Below are 15431 nucleotides of genomic sequence, written 5' to 3' on the forward strand. Positions count from 1 at the left end.
GTCACGCTGTGCACTGTTCAAGGTGCCGGGCGAGCTCGTGCTCACTGGCCGGGAGGCGGGAGACCACGGCCCGGGCGCGTGCTCGTCCCATGGTGTTGGGGCGTGCGGCGGCGGCTGCCGCGAACTGATGGGCCACGTGGATGCCTTGGCCGATATCTCCTCCGCGCAGGAGTGCGGAGGCCAGATCGCCCAGGACGACGACACCGGATTCCGGCAGTTCCCGGCCCAGGCGGTCTACCGCGCGGTGTGCAGTCTCGGCCAGTTCTTGGCGTCCGAGTTGCCCGTATACCGAGAGCGCCAGCGCGTCCATGCGGTAGGGCGTCATGAAGCGCACCCAGGACTGCTCTGCCGTGTGATCGGCGAAGTCGTACGCGAAGTGGGCGCGGTCCAGGGCACGGAGGGCGGTCGTCTCGTCGCCGACGCCGGCGGCTTCTTCCGCCAAGCGGCCGTAGGCCCAGGCAGCGGCAGCCGCGTTGCCCGGGCCTCGCACATCCTTGGTTGCCTGGGTCAGTAGCTGTGCGGCCTCGGCGGGGGTAGCCGCTCCATAGCTCGCGTAGGTCAGGGCCAGGGCGCGCAGGGGCGGGTGCCCGGCAGCCTCCGCGCAGTCCGTGGCGACCTGGTAGTAGGCGTGTGCCCGGGCATGGTCTCCCAGGTCCCACGCGACCCACCCTGCCAGGGCGGCGGTCTCGCCACCGGCGATCGTCATGGCCCGCTCGTGTTCACCGGCCCGTGGCAGCGCTGCCACGATCGCATCAAGGTGCGATTCCACCATCCTCTTCAGCTCACGGGCCGTCAGTCCTCCCTCACTCGCATGAAGGACCCCTGTCCGGTCGGCAAGGCCAGCGACAGCATCCGCGTCGAGCTTTCTCCCCCTTTCGAGGGCACGCGCGAGGCGTTCCCATGGCTCGGCAGCAGCGGCTGCGCCGACAGCGCTCCCGAGCAACGTGCGGCGTTTCACGTCGTCCTGTTCCTCCGCTTCACGACAAGCATCCTTCTTGCGCCGCGCACGGGCGGCTGCCGCCTCCCGTTGCAGGTACTCAAGGGAGTAGCCGCAAGCCACCGCGATGTGCGCAAGCGTGTGGTTCGTCGGGATGTTCTTCCCCTGCTCGTACCGGTTGATCTCCCGCCGAGTCATCGTGGGCCGACCGGAGACAGCGTTGATCGCGTCTGCCTGCTGGTCCTGCGTCCGCCCCGCATCCCGACGGAGCCGAAGCAGCAAATCGGCGAACTCGATTGCCATGAGTGTGACCTCGTCCCTGGATGGATTTCAATCATGGCCTCAACTCCCCCCGCCAGTTTCCCCCTTGACAGAATTTTCCCCCTCTGAATTCCCCTGGCAGAGCACCCCGAGTCACGAAACGGTTCGAGGACCACGGCCACGGCCGGTCGGCACGAGCACCACCTGGTGCTGGGTGCGACGGCGCGGACGCCGGGCTCTTCGACATCACGGAGCCCCGAATCCGTGCCCGGCGTCCGGTACGGCACACGAAGGGAGCAGGGCGTATGGGCAAGCACGACAAGCCGGAGCCGAAGGAAGACCCGAAGCCTCCGCCCGGCAACACGGACGGAAAGTCTCCGACGGTCGGCGGCGGGGACTCCGGAACCCACCGCAAGGACAAGTAGGGAAAGGCGCACATCGTGACCGATGAGTTCGGTCCCCTCCGTCAGCGGCTCGCCGAGTCGCTGACGGCCCAGGGGGCCTTCCGGGAACCGTGGATTCGGGGCCTGCTCGATGCCGTGGCACGCCACGACTTCGCGCCTGACACCGTCTGGACGTGGCAGGAGGAGCGCTGGCGGCCGCTGCACCGCGCTGACGCCCCCGAGCAGTGGAGCGAGCTGGTCTACCACGCGGACGATGCCCTGGTGACGCAGGTCGACGACGGCCGCACGGCCGACGACGGCAGCGGCCGCATTCCCACCAGCTCGATGAGCTCCGCCGGCGCGGTGGTGAACATGCTCGCCTCACTGGACCCGGCACCCAACCACCGGGTGCTGGAGATCGGCACCGGCACCGGCTACAACGCCGCCTTGCTGTGTGAACGCGTCGGTGCGCAGCGGGTGGTGACGGTGGAGGTCGATGCTGACGTGGTACGGCACGCCCGCCGCCGGCTGGCGGCATGCGGCTATGGGCCCGAGGTCATCCACGGCGACGGGCTGGCCGGTGCCCCGGATCACGCGCCGTTCGACCGGCTGATCGCGACCGCGGCCGCCCGCGAGATCCCGGCTGCGTGGCTGGAGCAGATGACGCCCGACGGGGAGCTCGTCGTGCCGTGGCTACCCAATGACCAGGGGCTGGGTCTGTTGTGGCTGAGGATGCGGGAGCCCGGAGTGGCCCGCGGGTACGTCCACGGGGCGGAGACGTTCATGGCCATCCGCGCCCAGCGCCACGAACGTCCCGACCTGGCCGGGATCTGGCGGGCCACCCGCGACGACGCCCGCGAGGACCAGCAGCACCAGCAGCTGCCCGCCCTCGATGTGCACGGCGAATTCGTGCTGGCGGCCTGCCTGCCCGGGGTCTCCGCCTTCCAAGAGGGCGACGGTTGGTTCTTCCTCACCGGCGACCGCCGCTCCTGGGCCCGTGTGGATTCCGACTCGGCACTGCTTTACGGGCCGCGTGACCTGATCGCCGAGGTCCGCGCCGCCCTGGCCTGGTGGGAGCAGCACAACCGGCCCAGACTCTTCGACTTCGGTGCCACCGTCACCGCCGATGGCCCAGGCACCCGTCTGACGCTCTGGCTGGGCGAGGACCGCACCCCCGTACCGACGTGGCCGCGCTGACGACGGCCTGAACTCCGGACCCAGCCCGGTCCGCGGCCCGCGCAAGCCGGCCCTTTCCCAGCCGTGCCCATCCGTATCGGAGGCATCCCCATGTCCACCCGCACGACGCTCCTCGTCTACACCGGGAAGAAGGACGAGGTTGCTCTGGCCCGGCGGCAGGTGGTCGGCGCGGTCCGGGCCTGGGACGTGCCGCTCGATGCCGCCGCCGAGGACACTATCCGCCTGGTTACGTCCGAGCTGGTCACCAACGCCGTGCAGCACACCGACGGGCCGGTGACCGTCGTGCTCTACCACCAGCCCGGCCACCTCGTGATCGACGTCCTCGACCACAGCCCCACACCCCCGCTCCCCCGCACCGCCGGAACCGCAGAAGAACGCGGCCGCGGCCTGGAGCTCGTCGACGCCCTCGCCACGAGCACGGGCTGGGAACCCACCCAGTCCGGCAAACGCGTCTGGGCCCTGTTGAAGGTACCGGCCTCAGCGCCGACGCAACGCGCCACCGTGCTCCGCCAGTTCTTCACCCGCCCCACCCCCACCAGACCCCCGCGGGCGCTGGCCCTGGCCGACGTCTCGTAAGCCCGTCCCGTCGCGCGGGCGTCCCTGCCCGGCTCGCCCGCGCCTGCCCCAGTCCCTTTGCCGCCCCTGCCTCTCCGCGGCGGCCCATCCTTCACCCCTGATTGACGGAGTTGGCACCATGACCGTGCTCGCCTTGCCCGATGCCCTCACCTGGAACGAGTGGCACGCGCTCCACGCCCCGCGCCTGATCTCGGAGAAGGAGTGCGGGCGGTTCCTGACGTGCGCGGGTCCGCTCGCGGGCCGAACCGCCATCGATCTTGGCTGCGGCACGGGCCAGTGGACCCGGCAGCTCGTGACCTGGGGCATGTACGCCACCGGCTACGACTTCAGCACCGAAGCTTTGGAGCAGGCCCGCAAGGCCGCGGCCGGGCATCCCCGACTCGCCTTCGCGCGGTGGGACATCACCGCCGATCAGATCCCCACCGACATCCAGCCCGGTCAGGTCGACCTGGTGACGTGCCGCCTGTCACTGGCCTACCTCGACTGGAGCCGCCTGCTCACCGACGTCGCACGCTGGCTACGGCCCGAGGGCACGTTCTACGCGCTCACCCCCCTCGACTCGGTCGGCGGCGAGGCCGGACGCGACCCCTACCGGCGGGGACTGACGGGGCAACAGATCGATGACCTGGTGCGCGCGAAGGGCTGGCTGCGCGCCGACGAGTGGCGCGCCGGCCCCGGGCTGCGAGGGATCATGCTGCACGGGCCCGAGGGGCCGGTGAGGGAGAGGTGAGCCGGTTACGGCCCCGGGTGCACGTCGACTGGGCGGAGGCCCGGCACCGCTGCTGCCTGGCCGCCGTGGTTCTGACGTGGCTGGTGCCGTGCGTGAGTGCGCTCCGCAGCGAAGCCACCGAACCGGTGGACCTGCTCGCCCGCGTTCCTCCGGTCTCCGTACCGGATCTTCCCGGCCCCGACGACTAACCCCCCGCAGGCGTCCGGCACGGTGCTCCCCCGCCGGGCGGGTGCCTCCGTCCCCTGCCAACCCCCCTCTTTGGAGAGCGTGATGTACGCGATGCGGCCCGCCGCCCTTGCCGACGTGGAGGGCATCACCCGGGTGATCGACCTGCGGTGCGCGGACCTGATCCGCCGCCACAGCATCCGCAACGAGGCCAACACCATCCGCTCCCTGATGGCACAACCCGGCCCGTTTGCCCAGCAGGTGTGGGTGTTCACCGACGAGACGGTCCCCCGCGCTCCGTACGACACCAGCGACGAGGCCCCCGTCGCGGGTTGTCTGCTCCTCACCGACCAGGTCCCCCACACCGCGCTGTGGAGCAGGCAGGAACTCGCCGAGCCGTCTCTGAGCCTGGGACACGTCTACAGCCATCCGGGCCCCGCGCAGAGCCGGGTGGGCTGGATGATGGCCTGCTGGGCCCTCGACCATGTCGCCCGCACCTATCCCCAGGCCGAATGGGCGCGCTGCGCGGTTCCGCACCGGCGGCTGCTGCACCTCCTGCGCGACCGGTGGGGCTGGACACACATCCGCTCCGGCACCGGGGCCGACGGCACCACGGTGCATCTGCTCCAGCACCGGCCCGAAACCAAGCCCGGCCTCACGACGCTGATCCCCACCGGCCCGTCGGCACTCCTCGGGATTCCCCCGACGACCGACACCCCGGTCGGTACACCACCCCAGGCACACCCCCTGTCTGCTTCACCTTGGAGGCACATGTGATCACGACCATGCCCGCAATCGAGGCTCTGCGCGTCGGTGTCCTGTGCGGCGGGGCGTCCCCGGAACGGCCCGGATCCCTCGCGTCGGGCGAAGCGGCAGCGAAGGCCCTGGCGGAGGCCGGGCTGATGACAGAGCTGATCGACATGGCCGATACGGCGCTGTCCGCGCTGCGCGACCGCATCGACGTCGCCCTCCTCGGGCTTCACGGGCTCGGCGGGGAGGACGGCAAGGTCCAGGGAGCCCTGGACACGCTGGGTATCCCGTACACGGGGTCGGGGGTACTGGCGTCGGCGCTCGGGATGCACAAGCCGACGTTCAAGACCCTCGCGGTACAGCAGCGGATGGACACCCCCCGGTGGACCATGCGCCAGCCGGAGGTGTCGATCGAGTCGACCATCAACACGGTCCGCCTGACGCTGGGGTTTCCGGTGTTCGTGAAGCCGTCCTCGGGCGGCGGCAGCCTCGCGGCCGGGATCGCCCGTGACGACGCCGAGCTGCGGGCACTGCTCACTCGGGCCGACGGGGATCCGTACACCGAGTTCATGATCGAGGAGTACGTGCCCGGCCTGCCGTGCACCGTCGGCCTGGTCGAGGTGGAGGGCCGGTTACGGACGCTGCCGGTGCACGATGTGGAGACCGACCGGGAGTTCTACGACTACACCGCCAAACACGACCCCGCCCAGCGCCGCGAGCACTGCCCCTCGATCCTGCCCGCACCGACCACCGAGAACATGCAGTACCTCGCCCGGCGGGTGTTCCAGATGATCGGAGCCCACGGCGTGCTGCGGGTCGACTTCCTCGCGACCAAGGGCGGGAGGGTGACGATGCTGGAGGCCAACACGCTGCCCGGCCTGTCCCAGAGAGGAAATCTCGCGACCATGGCGCGCGCTGGGGGAATCCCGTACCCGGAGCTGATCAAGCATCTCATCCGCACCGCGTACACCAAGCCCGGCTATCTGCCGTAGGCCAGACTGTGGGGGCATGACTGCACCCACGATCAAGCACCCGGTCCCGTACTACTCGCAGTGGGAATCCGCCGGCCTGGTCCCCGACTTCGTCACCGGGACCCGCGACGCGGCCACCGATCCGCTGTGGATGAAGTCCGGTGCCGACACCCCGCAGGAGTACGCGTTCTGGGCCCCGCGCATGTGCGGCGTCGCCTGCCTGCGGATGGCCTTGGATTTCTGGGGCCACCCGGTCCCCCCGTCCGTCCCCCTCGTCCACGAACTTGTCGAGGCCGGGGCATACGTTCGTGAAGGAGACACTGTGAAGGGCCTGATCTACCAGCCGTTCGCCCGCCATGTGACCGCCCGTTGGGGCATCGAGGCCCGCAGCGTGCCCGACCTGCCGGTGTCCGAGATCCAGCAGGCCCTCGACGGCGGGGCGCTGGTGATGCTGTCCGTGCACAAGACGATCCGCACCCTCGACCCCACCCCCGCCGGCAAGGGCGGGCACCTCGTTCTCGCGGTCGGCGCCACCCCCGACCATGTCCTGGTCAACAATCCGTCCGGATTCCCCACCAACGCCTCCCAGCAGTCCGCCCCCGTCCCCTGGTCCGATCTCGGCCGCTTCTACGCCGGGCGCGGCATCATCCTGGAAGGCGGCCTCCGTGGCTAAGCGCATCGCCGTCCTGGGCGAAATGCTCGAACTCGGCGCCGACGCCGCCCAGCAGCACCACGACCTCGGCTTGTTCGCCGCCGAGCAGGGCATCGACCTGGTCGTGGCCGTGGGCGGCATCAACGCCCGCATCCTCGCCGCGGCCGCCGGCGCGGCCGGCGTCCCGGACGTCGCGATCGTCGGGGACAACAAGACCGCGACCGCTTTCGTCGCCTCCCGGCTCGAACCCGGGGACACCGTTCTGGTCAAGGGCTCGCGGGGCGGGATGCACTGGCAGATCGCCCAACAGCTTGCCGGGCAGAGCGTCGCGGAGTGGGGGGACTGGAACCGCAACGGATAGGAGGGCACCCATGCTCCGGAAAGCGTTCTGCACGACGAGCGCCAGCCTCCGCCCGGAGGCGTCGTCCAGACAGCAGGTCTCCTGATGGAGAGCCACATACCGCACGCCGGACCGGGCGCGCACTGCCACGAGTGCTGGGTGGTACAGCAGACCGAGCTGACGCAGGAGAAGGCCAAAGCCGAGGCGAAAGAGCGGGCCGGAGAGCGCATCGGCCCGCCACTGGTCGCCGCAGCATTGGTGCTGCTCGTGATCGGCAGCCTCTGGCTCCGCTTCATATGGGGCCTCGCCAAAGCACTCGGCTGACCCCCCGCACCTGGTGAAGCATTCCTCAGCGGACAAGGAGAGGGCCTGTGGCAACGGGCACTGGAACGAAGAAGGCCGCCACCGGCGGCAGCGGCTTAGGAAACCTCCTGGCCCTCGCGCTCGTCGCTGCGGCCGGTACGGGCAGGCAGTCCTGATGGGAGCAGTCGACCAGCGGCAGGTCGCCCTGCGCCGGGACCTAGTCCTCCAGGTCCGTGAGGCGGTCTCCCACCGCTACCTCACCGGCACCCGGCTGCCGCTGCTGGCGTCGCTGTACGGAGTCGAAGAAGCATGGCTGCGCGACCAATTCGCCACCTGGGGCATTTTCCGGCGCTCCCTTCGCCAAGGCGTGCTCCCGCAGGCGGGCACCGTAGCCGTGCCGAGGAACCAACCGGTGCCACTCGTCCTGGTCGACGACATGCTCGTCGTCGCACCCTCCCACGCTGCGGCTCCGCCCCACAGTAGTCGGCACAAAACGGGGTTCCTCAGCCTGCAAGCCCTGGCGACCAAAGACGCGGCCTGTATCGAGGACGGGGTCGCGCGACAGAGGTCTGGCTCAGACGACACGCACCGTGCTCCAGCTCAGGCAGTCACCGGTTCGGGGGGTGTGGCGTGAAGCGGTTCCTCAGGCGCGTACGTATGGAAGAACCCGCAGTGTCGGCGGCGGAGCAGGAGTTGTTCGGTGGGCCGCTGCGGTACGACATGGGCTGGGCGGAGCATGAGCGGGCCCGGCTGCACCTGACGATGTTCACCGCGATCCGGGCGATGCCCCGCCTGGTGGGCGCAACCCTGCGCAGGGCCTGGCGGGCGGACCGGCCCTCGCTGCTCAGCGTGGGGATCAGCGAAGTGGGGCAGGGCATCGCGGCCGCGGTCAGTCTCCTCGCGGTCAACGCGGTCATGCACGCCCTGCTCGGCGCGGGCGCCCCCGTCGACCGCCTGCACACGGCGCTACCCGCGCTGATCACCGTGTCCGCGACGGCGGTGGCCACCGCCGTCCTCGCCAGCTGGTCGACTTCGCGGGCGGGGCGGCTGGAGCCGCTGGTGGAGCGGATGACCACCGTCGAATACCTGGAGGCGGCCACGATCGTGGAGCTGGAAGCGATCGAGGATCCGGAGTTCAGGCGTCTGGTCGATATCGCCCAGTACGCATCGTCTTCAGCTCGCCGCATGATCAGTGCCTGCGTGGCCGCGCTCAACAGCACCATCTCCCTGATCGCGACCGCCGGGGTGCTCACCGTGCTGCATCCGGTGCTGCTGCCGATGCTGCTGATCGCGGCACCGCGGGGGTGGGGGGCGATGCGGGTGGCGCAGGAGCGGTACGTGTCCGTGCTCACCTGGGTCGAGCACGTGCGGGCCAGCCGCCTGATCGGCGACCTCCTCACCGCGCGTCAGGCCGCGCAAGAAGTGCGCCTGCACCACGTCGGGGCGTTCCTCCTCGACCGGTACCGGACGATGGCCGCGAGCGCGGAGGCCGAGCAGCGGCGCCTGGCCGACAACAAGGCGCTCACCGAGCTGGTCGCTGCCGGCCTGTCGGGCCTGGCCAAGGCCGCCACCTACGGCGTGCTGCTCTGGCTGATCCTGGCCGGGCACATGGAACTCGCGGTCGCCGGGACCGCAGTGATCGCCGTGCGCACCGGCTCGGCGTCGCTGGGCGCGCTGGTCATGAACGTCAACCAGCTCCACGAAGAGTCCCTGTACGTGCTCGACCACGAGCGGTTCCTCGCCGAGGCGGACCACCGCGCCATCCCACGCGGCGGATTGAGCGTGCCCACCCATCTGGAGGCAGTCGTGCTCGACAAGGTGAGCTACCGCTATCCGGACCGGGACGAGCCCGCGCTCGATGGCGTGTCCCTGTCCATCCCCATCGGCGCGGTCGTCGCCGTCGTCGGGGCGAACGGGTCCGGCAAGTCGACGCTGATGAAGGTGCTCGCCGGGCTGCTCCTGCCCCACAGCGGCCAGGTGCGGTGGGGCGAGCACGATCTGACCGACCTGGACCGCACCCAGGTCTTCGACCGGGTCAGCCTGCTCACCCAGGACTTTCAGCAGTGGCCGATGACCGCCGCCGTCAACGTCCAGATCGGCCGCCCCCACCACCCCGCCACCCCCGGCGAGCTCCAAGCGTCGGTGGACTACGCCGGGGCAACGCCGGTCATCGACAAGCTCCCACACGGTCTGAACACACTGCTGGCCCGCATCTTCCGCGGGGCCTCCGAGATCAGCGGGGGCGAATGGCAGCGGATCGGCGTCGCGCGGGCCCACCGGCGCAGCGCGACCTGCGACAGCGACAGCCTCCTCATCGTCGACGAGCCGACCGCAGCCCTCGACCCCGAAGCCGAGATCGAAACGTTCGACCGCATCCGCCGCCTCGCCGGCCCGCACCGCGCCGTCGTCCTGGTCACCCACCGCATGTCCGGCGTACGGCAGGCCGACATCATCCATGTCCTGGACCGGGGACGCCTGGTGGAATCCGGCAACCACGACGAGCTGATCAGCGCAGACGGCCGCTACGCCGCCATGTTCCAGACCCAGGCCGCCCAATACCAAAGCGAGGGGAACGGCACCGGACACACCATCCCGCGCCCGGCAGCCGGCACCACGCCAGCAGACGAGCCCACACCCTGAACGCGACTCAGCCGAGGCTGGGCTGTGGCTCCGGGGCGTTGGCGCGCCCGGGTGCGACTGGCGGCCGGGCTGCTACGGGGCCTCGCTGAGGAGGTCGAGCGGGGAGACGCCGAGGGCGGTGGCGATGGCGACGAGGTCGTCGACATCGCAGCGGCGCTGCCTGCGCTCGATGCGGGACAGCATCGTGAAGGTCATCGGGCGGCCCAGCGCCGTCACGCGCTCGGCCAGCTGCCGCTGGCTGACACCGCCTGCGGCGCGGGTCCGTTCGATGGACCGGGCGGTGCGCTGCCCGGTCAGGCCGATTCCCAAAGGGGTTTTGATCATGCCTATTTTGTAGCTCTGGATCCCCGGTTTCGGAAACCGTGGATCCGCTGCTATATTCCGCGGATTTGTTGTCAGGTCTCCTGCCCGGACCGGTGCTGGGCGCAATATAGACCGGGATTCCCGGTTGGCGAAATCATCGGGACGCGACGCGGGGCACTCCACCAGAACATCGACCCTGACCTGGCATGACATCGGGCATGGAGCCATAGTGTGCCTGCCGCCCGAGTCTTGCCGGTTGCCCCCTTTTCGCCCCGCTGCAATGGCGGACTATTTCGCCGACCGGGGATTCGGGCTTACTGTTTGGGTCCCCTCGCAGGGACGTGTTCGCCGTCAGCTGTTTGCTTTCCCGGCGAATTGCTGGACTTGTGCGGGGTGGGTGTGGCTGTGTTGGCCATGCCTGAAACGAAGACGGCCCCCGGCGCGCCAACGCCGAGGGCCCAGAGTCCCCTACCGATATCGCCCGCATCTGAGCAATCAAGCGGTGGCGTCGCATGCCACCGGGTGAGGAACGTCTATGCTCCACAGTAGGGCCTGCACGGCACTACTCGCACCCCTTTCCGCCCACTCCCCCGCGTCACCGGCTCCCACCGCGAAGGCGGGGCGATAGGCATGGCGCGGATACGCACCATCAAGCCCGAAGCCTTCGAATCCGAGGACCTGGCCAGCGTTTCAGTCACCGCGATGGTGACGTTCTTCGGGCTGCTCACCCAGTCCGACGACGCCGGGCGCTTTCGCGATCATCCGGCGGTCATCGCCGGGCGGCTGTGGGCGCTGCGCCGCGAGCACACCCCCGCCGACGTCGCCGACGACCTGGAGCAGCTCGCCCAGGCGGGGCTGATCTGCCGCTATACCGGGTGCGACGGCAAGCGGTGGCTGCACATCGTCACCTGGGACCGCCACCAGCGCATCAACCGGCCGAGCGATTCACGCCTGCCGCGCTGCCCGGCCCACGACACCGTGAAGGCGTGCGGGGAATGCGAGCGCACCCCGTGCCCCGCCGCACACCACGACCCGGGGCCTGCCGCAGGCGCGCCGGAGGTGCGTGACGCCGCCGGGTCCGCAGTCACCGCGCCGAGTGGCGAGGCGCTGGTGCCCCGCTTCGGTATCGCACTGTCGGCCTCCCCGACCACCCCCGCCGCAGCCGCCGAAGTGACCCAGACCTCCATCCGCGCTGTGACCCAGGCCACCAAGTCCATGGTGACCCACGTCACCATGGCGCCGCCGGTTGTGACCCAGGCCACCATGACGGGTGTGACCCGGACCACCATGACCCCTGACATCCCGACGGAGGCCGCTTGTGCACCACTCGCCCCCGCGCCCGCCGCTCCGGTCCCGCTGGATGACGACTCCGCAGGTCAGGGCCTTGCCGAGCGGGAAGGCGTGGTGATCGGGGCCACATTCAGTGAGGCTTCACGTACTGGATCTAGGATCTTGGATCCTGGAACTTCCCGTAGGGGGCGCGAGGCACCCGCGCCGCCCTCCGCTTCCGAGGAACCGCCGGAGGAGGCGGGTGCGGGTGAGTGGTCGGTCAAGCGGCTGATGAGCGAGTACATCCGGGCCTGCCCCGGTGGACGCGCGCCGAAAGCGTTCCTCGGCCACCTCGGCAAGCAGATCCGGCTGCTGGTGGAGGAGGGCTACGGGCCCGAGGTGCTGCGCCCGGCCCTGGAGCGGCTGCGGGCCAAGGGCCTGCACCCCAGCGTGCTGCCCTCGCTGGTGAACGAGGTCCTCAACGCCGAGCCGGTCCCCGCGCCGTCGCCGGGCTGGAGCGTGTCGTCCGCCTCCGGCGCGGGGCCCTGGGGCCACGCCCCCTCCCCCGCCACCGCGTACACGCCGTACCTCAACGCCAGCGAGCCGACCGGGATCTTCGGAGTCGCCCTGTGACCACCCTGGCCTGCGGCCCGCGTACGAGCGGCGAGAGCCCGGCGATGGCCTGGATCGCCCGCAAGCTCGCCGAACGCAACATCGCCTTCGACCCCGCCGCCCCCGAACCCAAGGCGGACACCCCGGAGCCTTCTCCGGCGCTGGAGGCCGCGCAGCTGCGCATCCCCGTCGACTACCGCGACGCCCGCGTCACCCACCCGGACGTGGCTGCGTGGGTGGACGCCGTCGCCGGTGCGGCGGCGGCGCCGGGCGATGATCCGCTGGCGCCGCAGTTCGGTGCGTCCGGGCGGCGCCGGATCGCGCACGGTCCGTCGCTGCTGCTGTGGGGCGAGACCGGTGCGGGCAAGACCCACCAGTCGTACGCGGCGATCCGGGCGCTAACGGCGGCCGGGTGCGGCGTGCGGTGGCAGGCTGTCAAGGCCGCCGACCTGTACGGGCAGATGCGCCCCCGCAGCGGCACCGACCCCGAATCCCTGCTGCGCCGCATCGCGCGGACCCCGCTGCTGCTCCTGGACGACCTCGGCGCCGCGAAGCACTCCGAGTGGACCGAGGAGATCAACTTCCGGCTGCTGAGCCGGCGGGCCGAGCACCACCTACCCACCCTGATCACCACCAACCTCGCCCCCCTGCGCACCGAGCGGACGGACCCCCGCCAGCCGGTGCTGCGCGACCGGGTCGGCGACCGGATCCTCTCCCGCCTGTCGGGCATGTGCACGCCGGTCCGTCTGGACGGCCCGGACCGCCGCTACCGCACCGCCGCCTGAGCACCATCGCGCCCACGCGCCGCATCCCACGCCTCGACCATCCCGCCGCACGGCCCGTACACCGCCCGGCCAGCACCCAGCCCCGGTGTCGCCCGCTGCTGCCCCTGCGGCATCCCCTGGAGACCCCTCTCTCATGCGTCACATCACCACCAACACCCAGCCTGTCCCCGCCCTGCGGGGTATCGCCGATACGTCCTGGCATGCCGGAGGCGCTGCCACGGGCATGCCCCCGCGGAGGCGGACCGGCTGGACCTGGTGAGCGGCGACTGGCCCGGCCACTCCACCACCCAGGTCCTCGCCCGCCTGGTCCTGCTCGCCGGTCCGCTCATCGCCCTGCACCCCGCCCGCACCGCACCACCCGCCACCCACCACAACGAAGGGGAGCCGTCGTTGACCGAGGACACCGCCGACCGCTACGCCCTGCTCGCCGCCGGAACGGTCATCCTCGTCCTGACCATCGCCGGGTTCTGGCTCTCATACGCCCACCTCGCCGAAGTCGCCGCACGCCACGGCCTTGCCCGCTCACCCGAGCGGCAGTGGGCCTGGCCCGCCACCCTGGACGCCTTCATCATCGCGGGCGAACTGCTGATGCTCCGAGCGGGCCTGCGCAAGGTGACGGACTGGTGGGCCATCGGCCTCACCGTCACCGGCTCGACCGGATCGATCGCGTTGAACGTCGCCGGCGTCGCGGGCACCACCACCGGCCCCGTCCCGGTCCTGGACTACGTGGTCGCCGCCGTCCCACCGACCGGCGCCATGCTCGCCTTCGGCGTCCTGATGCGCCAGATCCACCAACGCGTCGCCCACACCACCCGGACTGCCCAACCCGAACCCGGACGGCAACCTGGACCACGGCGAACCCGAACCGCGGCACCGAACCCGGACCACGACGAACCCGGACGGGAGGGAACCCGGACTGCGTCCGACAACCCGAACGGGACCGAACTCGGACCGAACCCGGACGGGAACGGTCCGGCGCACCGGACCTGGTCCGAACCCGGACCGGCCCCAACCCGGACTACGACGAACCCGGACGGGACCGAAGCCGGACGGACCCCGGACGGGGACGGGGATGGTCCGGTGCGCCGAACCCGGACGGAACCCGGAAGGCTCCCGGCAGCAGGCCGCACGGCAACGCCGAACCTGGACGGCAACGAACTCGGACCGTTCCCAACCCGGACCGGAACCCGGACGACGCCTGGTAACCCGGACGGGAGCGAACCCGGACGGCGCCCGGAGCCAGACCGGACCGCCGCACCGAACCCGGACAGCAACCCGGACCGGACCGAACCCGGACGGGAGCAGGGGCTGGGCCGAACCCGGACGGCGCCGCGTCCGCGGACGGTGCGGGCGAAGGTCGCCGCCGGACGGCAGCGCCGGTCCGGACCGGTCCGGCTGTCCGAGGACGAGGCCGTCGCCCGGCTCCTGCCCCACGTCCCCGCGGTCCTGGAAGCGGACGGCAACGCCCAGCTGACCCGGGACCAGCTGCGGCGCATCATGCGCACCCAGGGCATCCCGCTCAGCAACGACCATCTCGGCCCGGTCCTCAAACGCCTGCGCGCCGAACTCACACCACCCACCCCCTTCGAAGGAGCCACCCCCCGGTGAAGACCTGCGACCGGTTCGCCAGCATCAAGTCCGGCTTCGAGCAGGACATCCGCTTCCTGCGCGAACACGCCCAACGCCACTCCGGCAGCAGCGCCGCGAAAGCCAGCGCCCGCCACGCCCTGGGCGTGAGACAGAACATGGCCCGCGCCCTGTCCCGCCACTACACCCGCTGCCTCATCTGCAGCTGACCCCACCTTCGCGGCGGCCCGGCCCAGCGCCGGGCCGCCCCCGCCCCTCTTGGAAGGACCCGAACCACCCGGTGAACCACGCAACACCGCCCGGCGTATCCGGCACGTACCGACCCGCATTGCGGTCCGAACCCCCTGCTCAGGACGGCAGTTCGCCACAGGACTTCTCGCTTCCGGGCGGAGCAAGTTATCCCTTTGGAGTCTCCGCCATCGGCGGAGACTCCAAAGGGTCCCCCGCCCCTGGGGGGCCGGGGTCCGTCCGGCGCCGGGGGACGCCGGACGAGGAGGCTGCGACCGGGGGCGGACCGCAACCAGGAGAAGACCAGCAGCCCGCCGCGCCGACGCGCAGCGCCCCGTCGCCTGCGTCGTCGCGAACGCGCCGTCGCTCCTACCAACGCCGCCAGCGTCCCCATGTGCGCACCACGCGTCTGAGCGACGACGAGCTCGCCCGCATCACCACCGCCGCCAACGCTGCGGGCGTCACCGTCGCCGGCTTCCTCGCCCGCGCTGCTCTCAGTGCGGCCCGTGACCTCGACCGCGCTGCCGCTGCGGTGGCGGGTGAACGCGAGCTGGTCGCGGAGCTGTTCGCCGCCCGCCGTCACCTCGGCCACGTCGGCAACAACCTCAACCAGATAACCCGAGCCATCAACTCGGGCGACCGCCCAGCAGATGCCCACCTCGACGCCGTACTCGACGCCGTGCACCGGGCCACCGCCCGCGTCCAGGCCGCCACCGACCAACTCCTCCAGCATCACTAGGAA

16 protein-coding genes and 1 pseudogene are annotated in these 15431 nt (G+C 71.0%); 15 read left to right on the top strand and 2 right to left on the bottom strand.

The window, feature by feature from the left end; genetic code table 11:
- Position 1: 1 nt before the first annotated feature.
- Positions 2 to 1240: a helix-turn-helix transcriptional regulator gene (locus tag QIY60_RS06375; protein ID WP_283141554.1), complete on the bottom strand. Its 1239-nt coding sequence runs from the start codon at positions 1238 to 1240 to the stop codon at positions 2 to 4.
- A 398-nt stretch (positions 1241 to 1638) separates the two neighbouring features.
- Between QIY60_RS06375 and QIY60_RS06380 the strand changes: the two genes are divergently transcribed.
- From QIY60_RS06380 to QIY60_RS06425, 10 genes are all read left to right on the top strand, one after another.
- Positions 1639 to 2778: a methyltransferase domain-containing protein gene (locus tag QIY60_RS06380; RefSeq protein WP_283141555.1), complete on the top strand. Its 1140-nt coding sequence runs from the start codon at positions 1639 to 1641 to the stop codon at positions 2776 to 2778.
- Between the two features lie 90 nt (positions 2779 to 2868).
- Positions 2869 to 3354, top strand: a complete 486-nt coding sequence (locus tag QIY60_RS06385; protein ID WP_283141556.1) for an ATP-binding protein — start codon at positions 2869 to 2871, stop codon at positions 3352 to 3354.
- Between the two features lie 118 nt (positions 3355 to 3472).
- Positions 3473 to 4084 (top strand): class I SAM-dependent methyltransferase, encoded by a 612-nt coding sequence (locus QIY60_RS06390; protein ID WP_283141557.1) that lies wholly within the window; start codon positions 3473 to 3475, stop codon positions 4082 to 4084.
- The gene (locus tag QIY60_RS06395) at positions 4081 to 4272 is read left to right on the top strand and encodes a hypothetical protein (RefSeq protein ID WP_283141558.1); all 192 of its coding nucleotides are present in this window, start codon (positions 4081 to 4083) and stop codon (positions 4270 to 4272) included. The genes QIY60_RS06390 and QIY60_RS06395 overlap by 4 nt, the downstream gene beginning before the upstream one ends.
- Before the next feature lie 82 nt (positions 4273 to 4354).
- Positions 4355 to 5026: a hypothetical protein gene (locus QIY60_RS06400; protein ID WP_283141559.1), complete on the top strand. Its 672-nt coding sequence runs from the start codon at positions 4355 to 4357 to the stop codon at positions 5024 to 5026.
- A gap of 8 nt (positions 5027 to 5034) precedes the next feature.
- On the top strand, positions 5035 to 5991 hold the full coding sequence (locus QIY60_RS06405) for a D-alanine--D-alanine ligase (protein ID WP_283141560.1): 957 nt from the start codon (positions 5035 to 5037) through the stop codon (positions 5989 to 5991).
- A 16-nt stretch (positions 5992 to 6007) separates the two neighbouring features.
- Positions 6008 to 6643: a C39 family peptidase gene (locus tag QIY60_RS06410; RefSeq protein WP_283141561.1), complete on the top strand. Its 636-nt coding sequence runs from the start codon at positions 6008 to 6010 to the stop codon at positions 6641 to 6643.
- On the top strand, positions 6636 to 6983 hold the full coding sequence (locus QIY60_RS06415) for a UDP-N-acetylmuramoylalanyl-D-glutamate--2,6-diaminopimelate ligase (RefSeq protein ID WP_283141562.1): 348 nt from the start codon (positions 6636 to 6638) through the stop codon (positions 6981 to 6983). Before QIY60_RS06410 ends, QIY60_RS06415 begins: the two co-directional genes overlap by 8 nt.
- Positions 6984 to 7067: 84 nt before the next feature.
- Positions 7068 to 7286, top strand: coding sequence for a hypothetical protein (locus tag QIY60_RS06420; RefSeq protein WP_283141563.1), 219 nt, complete (start codon positions 7068 to 7070; stop codon positions 7284 to 7286).
- 636 nt (positions 7287 to 7922) lie between these two features.
- Positions 7923 to 9905: an ABC transporter ATP-binding protein gene (locus QIY60_RS06425; protein ID WP_283141564.1), complete on the top strand. Its 1983-nt coding sequence runs from the start codon at positions 7923 to 7925 to the stop codon at positions 9903 to 9905.
- A 72-nt stretch (positions 9906 to 9977) separates the two neighbouring features.
- Here QIY60_RS06425 and QIY60_RS06430 read toward each other — a convergent pair whose 3' ends face one another.
- Positions 9978 to 10229, bottom strand: coding sequence for a helix-turn-helix transcriptional regulator (locus QIY60_RS06430; protein ID WP_283141565.1), 252 nt, complete (start codon positions 10227 to 10229; stop codon positions 9978 to 9980).
- A 609-nt stretch (positions 10230 to 10838) separates the two neighbouring features.
- Here QIY60_RS06430 and QIY60_RS06435 point away from each other — a divergent pair.
- The 5 genes and pseudogenes from QIY60_RS06435 to mobC all read left to right on the top strand — a co-directional run bounded on the left by QIY60_RS06435 (position 10839) and on the right by mobC (position 15428).
- Positions 10839 to 12110 (top strand): hypothetical protein, encoded by a 1272-nt coding sequence (locus QIY60_RS06435; protein ID WP_283141566.1) that lies wholly within the window; start codon positions 10839 to 10841, stop codon positions 12108 to 12110.
- Complete coding sequence (locus QIY60_RS06440; RefSeq protein ID WP_283141567.1) at positions 12107 to 12874, top strand: ATP-binding protein; 768 nt, start codon at positions 12107 to 12109, stop codon at positions 12872 to 12874. Before QIY60_RS06435 ends, QIY60_RS06440 begins: the two co-directional genes overlap by 4 nt.
- 390 nt (positions 12875 to 13264) lie before the next feature.
- Positions 13265 to 13678: pseudogene (locus QIY60_RS06445) on the top strand (DUF2637 domain-containing protein); the annotation flags it as partial.
- Between the two features lie 800 nt (positions 13679 to 14478).
- The gene (locus QIY60_RS06450) at positions 14479 to 14670 is read left to right on the top strand and encodes a hypothetical protein (RefSeq protein ID WP_283141568.1); all 192 of its coding nucleotides are present in this window, start codon (positions 14479 to 14481) and stop codon (positions 14668 to 14670) included.
- 413 nt (positions 14671 to 15083) lie between these two features.
- A complete protein-coding gene (gene mobC / locus QIY60_RS06455) occupies positions 15084 to 15428 on the top strand; it encodes a plasmid mobilization relaxosome protein MobC (protein ID WP_283141569.1) in 345 nt (114 codons plus the stop codon).
- The last annotated feature ends 3 nt before the right edge of the window (positions 15429 to 15431 follow it).

Source organism: Streptomyces sp. BPTC-684, from assembly GCF_030028635.1.
GTDB classification, from domain to species: domain Bacteria; phylum Actinomycetota; class Actinomycetes; order Streptomycetales; family Streptomycetaceae; genus Streptomyces; species Streptomyces noboritoensis.